Origin of the sequence: Jeotgalicoccus nanhaiensis (assembly GCF_015235105.1) — a bacterium.
Lineage (GTDB): Bacteria > Bacillota > Bacilli > Staphylococcales > Salinicoccaceae > Jeotgalicoccus > Jeotgalicoccus nanhaiensis.
The window spans coordinates 20,637-32,482 of record NZ_JADGLW010000004.1 but is presented as its reverse complement, the minus strand read 5'-3'; the positions used below and the strand labels follow the sequence as shown (position 1 = coordinate 32,482).

The following is an 11,846-nucleotide window of genomic DNA, read 5'->3' as shown; positions in this document are numbered from 1 at the left end:
CCGGATGGACCGTTATCCCGAAAGCTTGAGGCACGGGATAAGTCTGTGTAAATCAGGGTGGTACCGCGGTAAAGTCGCCCCTATTTTTATAATAGGGACGGCTTTTTTTCTTGTTAAAAATAATTTGGAAACTGAAAGGATGTTTAGTATGGTTGAAAAAATCGAAGTAAGATTCCCGGACGGGAACGTAAAAGAATTTGATTTCGGCGTCACTACGGAAGAAATTGCCGGCTCAATCAGCCCGGGACTTAAAAAGGCTTCGCTTGCAGCGAAAGTGGACGGAGAGCTCTACGATTTAACACGTCCGCTCGAAACTGACAGTGAAGTTGAATTAATTACAAATAAAAGCGAAGAAGGCCTGGAAATCCTGCGCCACTCGACTGCCCACTTAATGGCCCAGGCGCTAAAACGCCTTTACGGCAACGTTCATTTCGGTGTAGGTCCGGTCATTGAAGAAGGATTCTACTACGACTTTGATATCGAAGAAAACATCTCTTCAGAAGATTTCCCTAAAATAGAAAAAGAAATGAAGCGCATTGTCGATGAAAATATCGAAATCGAAAGACGCGTGCTGTCACGGGATGAAGCGAAAGAATTATTTGCAGACGATCCTTATAAACAGGAATTAATCGAAGCAATTCCGGAAGATGAACAGGTGACTGTCTATACTCAGGGCGAATTTACGGACCTCTGCCGCGGCGTACACGTGCCGAGAACATCCAAAATTAAAGTCTTTAAACTGTTATCGGCTGCCGGTGCATACTGGCGCGGCGACTCGGACAACAAGATGCTCCAGCGCATTTACGGTACAGCCTTCTTTGATAAAAAAGAACTTGCAGCTTACATGGAGCTGCTTGAAGAACGCCGCGAGCGCGACCACCGCAAAATCGGTAAAGAGATGAAGCTGTTTGAAAACAATCAGCTGATCGGTGCAGGCCTGCCGTTATGGCTGCCGAACGGTGCGACAATCCGCCGCGAAATCGAACGTTATATAGTAGATAAAGAAGTAGCGCTCGGCTACAACCACGTTTACACACCGATCATGGCGAACACAAATCTTTATAAAACAAGCGGACATTCCGATCACTACCAGGACGATATGTTCCCGCCGATGAAAATCGGCAACGAAGAGCTTGTGCTCCGTCCGATGAACTGCCCGCACCACATGATGATTTATAAAAACGAACGCCATTCCTACCGCGAACTGCCGATCAGGATCGCAGAACTCGGCATGATGCACCGCTACGAGGCGAGCGGGGCAGTCAGCGGACTGCAGCGCGTACGCGGCATGGTTTTAAACGATGCACACGTTTTCGTCCGCCCGGATCAGATTAAAGAAGAACTAATCCGTGTCGTGGAACTGATTCAGGAAGTGTACAAGGACTTCGGTCTCAACGACTACAGATTCCGTTTAAGCTACCGCGACCCTGAAGACACAGAAAAATACTTCGACGACGATGACATGTGGCAGCGCGCTGAAAGCATGCTGAAAGATGCTGTTGATGAAATGGGTCTTGAATACGAAGAAGAAGAAGGCGAAGCGGCCTTCTACGGACCGAAACTGGACGTCCAGGTTAAAACAGCGCTCGGCAAAGAGGAAACTTTATCGACTGTACAGCTCGACTTCCTGCTGCCTGAACGTTTCGACTTAACTTATGTCGGCAAAGATGGCGAGGAACACCGTCCGGTCGTTATTCACCGCGGAGTTGTTTCTACAATGGAACGTTTCGTTGCCTTCTTAACTGAAGAATATAAAGGAAACTTCCCGTTATGGCTCGCGCCGCAGCAGGTGGAAATCATTCCGGTCAACGTCGACCTGCATTATGACTATGCCCGTGAAATCTACGATGAAATGAAGAGCCAGGGCATCCGCGTGCATATCGATGACCGCAACGAGAAGATGGGCTACAAGATCCGCGAAGCTCAAATGAAGAAAATTAAGTACCAGGTCGTTGTCGGCGATAAAGAAAAAGACGAATCACTCGTCAACGTCCGCAAGTACGGTGAAGAGAAACAGGAGAGCTTTGACAAGGAAGAATTCCTGTGGAACTTAATCGATGAAATCAGACTGAAAAAATAAGTTTGACAAAGATGACTTAATGCTGTATAGTATTAAGAGTTGAAAGAAACGGACAAGTTGGAGCTCCCGCTTCACACCCGCAAACGCTTTGAGTGACCGGGTAAATGGGGAAATGCAGACGCAGTAACTATTGCGCCTGCAACTTCTTAGGCGGGTGCAGCAATGCATTCGCCTTTTTTGTTCGTTAAATATTCTGGAGGTGCTAAACATAGCTAAAGATCAGACATTGATCAATAATCGTATTCGCGCAAAAGAAGTTCGTTTAATCGGAGAAGATGGTTCACAGCTGGGTATTAAAGCAACGAGAGATGCAATTGAGCTGGCAGAGAATGCCAACTTGGATGTAGTGCTTGTTGCACCAAATGCTAAACCGCCTGTTGCACGTATTATGGATTACGGTAAGTACAAGTACGAGCAGCAAAAGAAAGATAAAGAAGCTCGTAAGAAACAAAAGGTAATTAACCTTAAAGAAATTCGTTTGTCACCGACAATCGAAGAGCATGACTTTAACACTAAGTTAGGCCATGCTAAGAAATTCCTTGCTAAAGAAGACAAGGTTAAAGTCTCTATTCGCTTTAAAGGCCGTGCAATTACGCACAAAGAAATCGGACGCAAGGTGCTTGAGCGTTTCGCTGAAGCTCTGAAAGAAGATGGCCAGATTGAACAGAGACCGAAGATGGAAGGACGTTCCATGTTCCTGGTCGTTGCACCGCTTGCAGAGAAAAAATAACAATTAATCGGAGGACTTTATCATGCCAAAAATGAAGACGCATAAAGGTTATGCTAAACGAGTTAAAAAAACTGGTACAGGCAAATTCAAACGCTCACAAGCGTTTACTAGCCACTTATTCGCTAACAAAACTACTAAACAGAAACGCCAATTAAGAGGATCAGCTTTAGTTGCTAAATCAGATGCAAGAAGATTAGTTCACTTATTAGCTAAATCTGCTAAATAATATAAAAGGAGGAGTTAGAAATGGCTCGCGTAAAAAATGGATTAACATCTCGCAAGAGACGTAAAAAAGTATTAAAACAGGCAAAAGGTTATTTTGGTGCTAAGAGCACTTTATATAGAACAGCTAAACAAGCTGTAATGAAATCAGGTCAGTACGCATACCGTGACCGTAAACAGAAAAAACGTGAATTCCGTAAATTATGGATCTCACGTATCAACGCTGCTGCACGTCAGCACGACATCAGCTACAGCCGTCTGATGAACGGACTTAAAGTTGCAGGCATCGATATCAACAGAAAAATGCTTTCTGAAATTGCTATCGCTGACGACGCTGCTTTCGGTCAAATCGTAGAACAGGCTAAAAAAGCTTTAAATAACTAATACTGCTTTAATTTGAAAAGAGCACCCATAAAGTTGGGTGCTCTTTTTTTGTTTTATTGATGAAATTTAAGCACTTATATATTCAGTTTCAGTTTGCGGGTCTTAGTCGGGTGGTAAATACAGAAATGTAATGGTTAAAGAAAATTCAGGAGGTTGTGGAAATGAGTGAATTAGAAAAACAGACCAAATTATCCGAAGGAATTACTCCGCAAATACAGAATAGACAGCCCGGAATTGAGAGTGAGATGACTCCGGAGCCTATTTATGAACTGGAAAGCCATGTGGGTTCCGGCAAGCTGAAGGGCAGAGTCGCCTTAATTACCGGCGGAGACAGCGGAATCGGCAGAGCAGTAGCTGTCGGCTATGCTAAAGAAGGTGCTGATATAGCGATTTCCTATCTTGATGAACATGAAGATGCTGAAGAGACCAAAGCGCGTATCGAACAGGAAGGTGTCAAATGTACGCTGCACCCGGGAGATATCGCAGACGAAGCGTTCTGTTTCCAGGTCGTAGATGATGTGATTAAAGCGCACGGCAAGCTGAACATTCTCGTTAATAATGCAGCCCGCCAGGAAGTTAAAAATGGTATTGAGGATATTAGTATTGAGCAGTTTAAACACACCTTTGATGTGAACTTTTTCAGTATGGTGCATTTTACGAAGGCAGCACTGCCTCATTTAAACGCAGGAGATAGTCTGATTTATACAACTTCGGTCAATCCGTATATCGGTCATGATGCCTTGATTGATTACAGCTCTACAAAAGGCGCCATCGTCGGATTTGTACGCTCGGTTGCTAAAGAACTTGCTGAAAAAGCCATCCGCGTGAACGGCGTGGCGCCGGGACCGATTTGGACGCCTTTAATTCCTGCCACAATGACAGAAGAAATGCAGGAGTCATTCGGAGTCGCAACACCGCTCGGCCGCCCGGGACAGCCGGCGGATCTGGTGGAACCGTATATTTTACTTGCGTCTGAAGGTTCCGCTTATATGACGGGTCAATTTATTCACGTCAACGGGGGGCAGTTTATGACGACTTAAAGGAAGGTTTTACAGTCTCCATAAAGTTAAAATGATTTAAAGGGAGGATTTGCATGGCACATTCAAAGGGCGGCACACCACTTGATTTTCGAAATACAGAAGACTTGAAAAAGCACGTATTCAGCATTCTCGACTTTTATTATCCCGCCTGTATCGATCATGACAAGGGTGGTTATATTAACGGTTTTTTAGACGACGGCTCGATCAATGATACGACGACAAAACATTTGGTCGCTACAAGCAGGTATATTTATATTTTCAGTATCGGCGGGCTTCTGGACGGTCCGGCCTGGTGCCAGGAAGCTGCCCGCCACGGCATTCGTTTTTTAAATAATCATCATCTCGATAAAGAAAATAACGGTTATTTCTTTGAATTGAACGGCACTGAGCCGGAAAATACGTCGAAGATGGCCTACGGCCATGCTTTTGTTCTGCTCGCATCGTCTATAGCCTTGAAGGCTGGTGTCGAAGAAGCAAAAGAGGTCCTTGAAAATGTCTATGAAGTAGTGGAGACACATTTTTGGGATTCGGAACATAATCTTTATAAAGATGAGTGGGATGCGGCATGGACAGAACTTTCATCCTACCGGGGGCAAAACCCGAATATGCATATGTGCGAAGCTATGCTGACTGCCTACGAAGCGACCGGAGAAGAAAAGTATTTAGATAAAGCTCATACGCTGGCAAAAGCAGTGTCAGGTAAACTGGCAGAGCGCTCCGGCGGTCTTGTGTGGGAAAATTACACACCGGACTGGCAGCCGGATTTTGAATTTAATAAGAACAACACCAAAGATGAATTCCGGCCCTACGGTTTTATCCCGGGACACCAGTTTGAATGGAGCAAGATGCTGATGTGGATCGACCGTTATAAATCGGAACCCTGGATGAAAGAAAGGGCAGAAGCACTGTTTCAAAAAGGATGGGATCTCGGCTTTGACAAAGAATACGGCGGCATATATTTTGCCCTGTCACCGGAGTGCGACGTCATCGACACTGATAAGAACTACTGGGTAATGTCAGAAGCCATTGCCGCTGCTGCCTTGTTAGCTGAGAGAACGGGCAAGACAGACTATCTGGAATTTTACGATCGGCTGTTTAAATATTCTTCAGATTACTTTATCGATTATAAATACGGCGGCTGGTACCAGCTGCTCGACCGGGCTAATGAACGCTACAGCCATGTAAAAAGTCCGCCGCCGAAAACGGATTATCATCCGGTGGCAGCATGCTATCAGTCAATTATTGCCTTGAAGGCTTGAGAAAAACACCCGGTTTTGACGGGTGTTTTTATTTTGGGATTTTATGTAAGATTATTTTGTTTGTATAAGTAAATAAAATAACTTGTACGATAAAAAAATAAAACAGCGATTTTCCCTATATATAGGATAAGAAGTATTTTATCTTGAGGAGGAAAATCATGATTCTGTTTGAGAGAACGATTGGCGCTGAACTGGCCTATTATCGCGCTTTAGCCGGCAGGAGCCGGCTGTCTGGTGAGGATGCAAAACATTTATCGGTACAGGAAAAAGGGTATGCGGGGGAATGTGAATACGACCGGGTGTTTGACGAAACCGGCCATGGTTCTGTATTCGTGTTTCGGGATATTTATCTGCGGATTGAGGGAAATGTTGCACAATATGATTGTCTGATTGTCAGTGATGACGAGATAGTCGTTAATGAAATTAAAAACTATTCGGGTCTTTATCGTTATGACAAAGGGAAGTGGTATATTCGGGAATCACAAGTGTCGGAAGATGCGCTCGCGCAGCTCCGCCGGGCGGTTGGGAAACTCGTGAAGCTGCGGTATCAGGTGAGAGGCCAGTTTGATATTACGGGGAAGATAGTGTTTCCGAATATTGAGTTCCGGCTGCAGACGAACGACGAAGAGCTTTTGGAGAATGTGGTGCTGCGGTCGGGGCTTCGGAATTACTTGCTGCAGTTTAAAAATTTGTATGCTGGGCGTGTAGCCGAGGAGATTGCAGAGCTGATTCGCGGGTATATTGTTCCCAATCCTTATTTCGATAAATGTGCCGATTTCGATGCGCTGCGTAAAGGCTTATACTGCGGCAGCTGCGGCGGATTTGAATTGGAAAATCGAAAATATCATTTGGTCTGTGAGTCATGCGGCTCGAAAGAAACGAAGGAAACGCATATCATCCGGGCGATTAGTGATTATATAGCTTTGTTTTTAGATGAGAAGCTGACTAATAAACGATTTATGAAATTTATTGGACAAAGCGTAAGTGAAAAAACAGTATTTCGAATGCTGAATAAATATTGTAATCAGCATCTGAACGGAGCAGCTACTCACTATACTTTTAAATACCGGGATTTTGATGATGCGTGTAAAAATGGTAATCGTTTATGGAGATATAAAGATTACTATACTGGAAATAAGCGGAATTGATTAGTCTTTTCAAGGATTTATCGACCTCTCTTGTCATTGTGGTTTTGACAATGACGGAATAAAGATGCTGCCCCGTCACTGTGGTTTTGACAATGACGGGATAAGGGCGCTGCCCCGTCACTGTGGTTTTGACAATGACGGGATAAGGGCGCTGCCCCGTCACTGTGGTTTTGACAATGACGGGATAAGGGCGCTGCCCCGTCACTGTGGTTTTGACAATGACGGAATAAAGGTGCTGCCCGCCCTTGTGGTTATGACAACGGCACAGTAAAGCCTCGAGGACCCAGCGCCGCCAATGCCGCTTTCACAAAACCCGGCCAAAATATAATCCCGAATCCACCATTGTTCAGCGCTTCTTTTATCGCTACAATATTTATAAAGGAGCGTGTTTATAATGATTCCACAGTCGGAAATTATGATGATGGCTGCGACAGCAGTCGCAGCAGTCTTATTGCCTTTTATTTTTATGTTTATACTCAGAAAAAAATTTAAAATCAGATGGCTGCCTTTTATCCTCGGTATCGGTATATTTATAGTTTTCGCATTAATTCTCGAACAGATTATGCACTATATCGTCCTCAGTCCGTCAGCGGACGGCACTATCGAATTATTATCAGCAGCCCCGTGGCTCTATGTGCTGTATGGCATATTCGCAGCGGGCATATTCGAAGAAACCGGCCGGCTGCTCGCCTTCTTAATTACGAAGAGACATTATAAAGATATCGACAGCGCGGTCTCGTACGGGATCGGGCATGGCGGCATCGAAGCGGCGACAGTCGTCGGCCTCGGCATGCTTAACGGCATAGTACTTGCTGTCCTCATCAATTCAGGTTCGGAAGCACTCAGCGCCTTGCCTGCTGCACCGGAAGATTTAATCCAGAGCGGCCCCTGGTATATGTATCTCGTCACGATTGGAGAAAGAATTCTCGCCATGACGCTTCATATCGGTTTGTCGGTGATCGTTTTCTGTGCGGTCATGATGAAAGGGAAGTGGTGGCTGTATCCGCTCGCGATTCTTCTTCATGCTCTGGCGAACACGACAGCAGCTATGATGCAGGCGGGTCTTCTTACCAATATTTATTTAATGTATGCAGGTCTGATAATTATGACCGCAGTGACAGTTGCTATCGCAGCAAAATTAGTCAAAGACTACAGAGAAAATATTTATTCCTTGTAAGATAAAAACCGACGGCCAGTGTTTATCGTTAAATTAAAGATTAATATTCAGATTATTCAACCTTATCCATTAAATGGATAAGGTTTTTAAATTCTGCTATCCTTTATATACCAAGGCTTTAAAGTCACAATGCTGATATATCAGCATTGTAAGCGGTAACAATATTTTAAAAAAGCATAGACAAGGGGATGTAAATAGACTATATTTGAGTGGTAATTTCTTATTATAGAAAGAAAACAAAGGGGAATCATTCAAATGGAGACAGTGGTAACGTTTTTTAACGACATCGTCTGGAGTGCGGCACTGGTCATACTCCTCGTTGTCACAGGATTGTACTTCTCAATTCGCATGAGATTGTTCCAGGTGCGATACATAGTCGACATGGTCCGTCTGATGTTTAAAGGCGGCAAATCAGATGATGGAATTTCAAGTTTCCAGGCAATTGCCGTATCACTTGCAGGCCGTGTCGGAACGGGTAATATCGTCGGCGTGTCTACTGCGATCTTTATCGGGGGGCCGGGTGCTATTTTCTGGATGTGGCTCATCGCCTTCCTCGGTGCGGGGAGCGCCTTTGTAGAATCTACACTGGCACAGATTTACAAGCAGAAAGAGGATGGGCAGTACCGCGGGGGACCGGCGTACTACATCGAAAAGGGGATCGGTGGAACGTTTGGTAAATATTACGCCCTGCTGTTTGCAGTCGTGACTGTACTTGCGTGCGGGCTCTTACTGCCGGGTATTCAGTCCAACTCGATTTCGAGTTCTGCAACTAATGCGCTACCGATGATTGACGGCTGGATGATCGGTGCCTTTCTCGTAGTCATTCTTGCGGTGGTAATTTTCGGAGGAATCCGTTCAATCGCCAACGTAGCGACAGCTGTCGTGCCTTTCATGGCGATTGCTTATATAATCGTTGCGGTCATCATTGTAATTATGAACATTGGAGATGTACCTGCTTTAATCGGTTTAATCTTCAGAAGTGCCTTTGGTCTTGAACAGCAGTTTGCAGGTACGGTCGGCGCCATGATTATGATTGGTGTTAAACGCGGACTGTATTCAAACGAAGCTGGTCAGGGTACGGGAGCTCACGCAGCAGGTGCTGCTGAAGTATCCCACCCGGCGAAACAGGGTCTGGTTCAGTCGTTCTCAGTGTATATCGATACGCTGTTCGTATGTACTGCAACTGCACTGATGATTTTAATGACAGGCATGTATAACGTTTCTGACGGCAATGACGGTTTAATTATCGACAACGGCGTCTATCAGACTAACGCTGCGGGCGAAAAAGATGTCAGCGGTACGGTGACATTTACCCAAGCAGGTATCGACAGTGCTTTCCACGGTATGGATTCGTTCCAGGAAGGCTTTATCGGCTTCGGTTCGTACTTTATCGCATTCGCGCTGTTGTTCTTCTGCTATACGACCATGCTCGCTTACTACTATATAGCGGAAACCAACCTCGTCTATATGCTGAGAGGCAGAATGCCTTGGCTGAAAATTGTGCTTGGCCTCGTTTTAATCGGTTCTGCTTTTTACGGTACAGTGTCAACTGCTGACCTTGCATGGCAGATGGGTGACCTAGGTGTAGGACTGATGGCATGGATTAACGTTATCGGTATACTCATTCTGCAAAAACCGGCGCTTAAAGCGTTCAAGGATTACGAGCGCCAGTACAAGCTGCAGAAAAAAGGAGAAATCGACGAGATTGTCTATACACCGGAGCGCGGGGAATTTAAAGATCATAACTTCTGGGTGGATGAATACCCGAGAAGAGATGAAGAAGGCTACTCTTATCCGGACAGAAATTAATTTTTATGAAGCACTCTCTTAACGGGAGTGCTTTCTTATGCAGTGAAATTATTTCGAAACGTGAAATACTTATGCTAAAATTAAAGAAACAACAATTTAAAAGGGGAATTTTAAATGGATAAACAGCTTGAAATGTTAAAAGATTTAACCGATGTAAACGGTGTTGCGGGGTTTGAACATGCAGTCAAACAGAAAGCTAAATCTTATCTCGAGCCGCTCAGCGATGAAATTATTGAAGACAATTTAGGCGGCGTTTACGGAAAGAAAAATGCAAAAGACGGCAGTAAAACGATTCTGATTGGCGGCCATCTGGATGAAATCGGCTTTATGGTGACTGAAATCGATGACAACGGCTTCCTCAAATTTACGCCGATCGGCGGCTGGTGGAATCAGGTCATGCTGTCGCAGCGCATGCACATTACAACGGGTGAAGGAAAGGTCATCACCGGCGTAATCGGTTCGAAACCGCCGCACGTGCTGTCACCGGAAGAGCGTAAAAAGCCTGTTGAGATTAAAGATATGTTTATCGATATCGGTGTTGCCTCAAAAGATGAAGTGCTGGAAGCGGGCATTGAGCTCGGTGATATGGTGACACCGGCCTCGGAATTTGAAGAGATGACCAACAAAAATTACCTGCTCGCTAAAGCATGGGATAACCGTTACGGTGTCGCTTTATCAATCGATGTAATGAAGAATCTTGAAAAAGAAGATATTAATATTAACCTGGTGAGCGGGGCGACAGTCCAGGAAGAAGTCGGCCTTCGCGGGGCGAAAGTGGCGGCGAATAAAGTGAAACCGGACCTTGCCATCGCAGTTGATGTCGGCCTCGCTATGGATACACCGGGCATGAAATCATCAAACGGTACAGGAGATCTCGGCAAGGGTCCGCTGGTTCTCCTCCTCGACGGCTCGAACATCGGCCACGTACCGTTCAGAAAACACGTATTGGCAGTTGCCAAAGATAAAGATATCCCTGTACAATTACAAGTGATTCCGGGCGGAGGCACGGATGCAGGTTCTTTCCACGTATCGAACGAAGGTGTGCCGTCACTCGCCATTGGAGTACCGGTGCGCTACATGCATTCAAACGTGTCTATTATGCATAAGGAAGACTACCAGAACGCGGTGAAACTCGTAACTGAAGTAGTCAAATCATTAAACGACGATAAGGTGGACGAAATCATTTGGTAAAAGAAGTTATTTCTTCAAAAGATAACACGCGCATTAAAAATTACCGTAAGCTCCATACGGCAAAAGGACGCAGAAAGTCAGGCCAGTTTTTAATCGAAGGTGTTCACTTAGTTGAAGAAGCGGTTAATTATAACCAGCCGGTCGATACGATTATTATCGAAGACGGTTTTAAGCACGATTTAAACATTGAAAAATTTAAGACGCTGTACGTTTCACCGGATGTTATGAAATCTTTATCGACACTCGAAACACCGCCGGGCATCGCCGCTGTTATGAATCAAAAATCGCCGGGCAAACTCGATTTTAACCGGGTGCTGCTGCTTGAAAATATCCAGGATCCGGGTAATCTCGGTACGCTGATCCGCACGGCGGATGCATTCGGTTTTAAAACAGTCTTGATTACACCGGAAAGCGCGGATCCGTATAATCCGAAAGTATTAAGAAGTGCCCAGGGCAGCCATTTCCATCTGAATATTTTACAGCGCTCGGCAGCGGAAGCAGCTGAAAGTTTTAAAGGCATTAAAATCGGCACCTCGCTCAATGACGCGGTCTACATTGATGACTTCAATAAGCCCGACGGTGATATTATGCTTGTGCTCGGCAACGAAGGGCAAGGTTTGACAGACGAAACACTCAATCTGATGGATATCAATGCGAAAATTGCTATGCCGGGATCCAGTGAAAGTTTAAACGTTGCGATTGCCGGTGCGATTATGATGCATCATTTTAAATCTTGATTTTAACTGTATTTCAGCTATAATAAGTGTAACAATATTATAAATCTGCTTCGGTTGAAGTTAGGAATA

11 protein-coding genes are annotated in these 11,846 nt (G+C 44.9%); all 11 read left to right on the top strand.

Annotated elements, in window-relative coordinates; translation table 11 throughout:
• Window positions 1–148: 148 nt before the first annotated feature.
• The 11 genes from thrS (at window position 149) to IR135_RS07020 (ending at window position 11,777) form a co-directional block, all read left to right on the top strand.
• Window positions 149–2,080 carry a threonine--tRNA ligase gene (gene thrS / locus IR135_RS07070; RefSeq protein WP_135098052.1) on the top strand — a complete coding sequence of 644 codons (1,932 nt, stop codon included), beginning with the start codon at window positions 149–151 and terminating at the stop codon, window positions 2,078–2,080.
• A 199-nt stretch (window positions 2,081–2,279) separates the two neighbouring features.
• Window positions 2,280–2,810, top strand: a complete 531-nt coding sequence (infC, locus tag IR135_RS07065) for a translation initiation factor IF-3 (RefSeq protein ID WP_194194253.1) — start codon at window positions 2,280–2,282, stop codon at window positions 2,808–2,810.
• Window positions 2,811–2,832: 22 nt separating this feature from the next.
• Window positions 2,833–3,036, top strand: coding sequence for a 50S ribosomal protein L35 (gene rpmI / locus IR135_RS07060; RefSeq protein WP_135098050.1), 204 nt, complete (start codon window positions 2,833–2,835; stop codon window positions 3,034–3,036).
• A 20-nt stretch (window positions 3,037–3,056) separates the two neighbouring features.
• A complete protein-coding gene (gene rplT, locus IR135_RS07055) occupies window positions 3,057–3,416 on the top strand; it encodes a 50S ribosomal protein L20 (protein ID WP_135098048.1) in 360 nt (119 codons plus the stop codon).
• A gap of 161 nt (window positions 3,417–3,577) precedes the next feature.
• Window positions 3,578–4,456 (top strand): SDR family oxidoreductase, encoded by an 879-nt coding sequence (locus IR135_RS07050; protein ID WP_135098046.1) that lies wholly within the window; start codon window positions 3,578–3,580, stop codon window positions 4,454–4,456.
• A 53-nt stretch (window positions 4,457–4,509) separates the two neighbouring features.
• Window positions 4,510–5,715, top strand: a complete 1,206-nt coding sequence (locus IR135_RS07045; RefSeq protein WP_135098044.1) for an AGE family epimerase/isomerase — start codon at window positions 4,510–4,512, stop codon at window positions 5,713–5,715.
• Between the two features lie 158 nt (window positions 5,716–5,873).
• Entirely contained in the window at window positions 5,874–6,863 is a 990-nt protein-coding gene (locus IR135_RS07040) for a nuclease-related domain-containing protein (protein ID WP_135098042.1), read from the top strand.
• Between the two features lie 394 nt (window positions 6,864–7,257).
• Window positions 7,258–8,040, top strand: coding sequence for a YhfC family intramembrane metalloprotease (locus IR135_RS07035; protein ID WP_135098040.1), 783 nt, complete (start codon window positions 7,258–7,260; stop codon window positions 8,038–8,040).
• Window positions 8,041–8,295: 255 nt separating this feature from the next.
• Window positions 8,296–9,849: an alanine/glycine:cation symporter family protein gene (locus IR135_RS07030; protein ID WP_135098038.1), complete on the top strand. Its 1,554-nt coding sequence runs from the start codon at window positions 8,296–8,298 to the stop codon at window positions 9,847–9,849.
• Between the two features lie 114 nt (window positions 9,850–9,963).
• Window positions 9,964–11,040: a M42 family metallopeptidase gene (locus IR135_RS07025; protein ID WP_135098036.1), complete on the top strand. Its 1,077-nt coding sequence runs from the start codon at window positions 9,964–9,966 to the stop codon at window positions 11,038–11,040.
• On the top strand, window positions 11,034–11,777 hold the full coding sequence (locus IR135_RS07020) for a TrmH family RNA methyltransferase (protein ID WP_135098034.1): 744 nt from the start codon (window positions 11,034–11,036) through the stop codon (window positions 11,775–11,777). Before IR135_RS07025 ends, IR135_RS07020 begins: the two co-directional genes overlap by 7 nt.
• Window positions 11,778–11,846 lie beyond the last annotated feature (69 nt).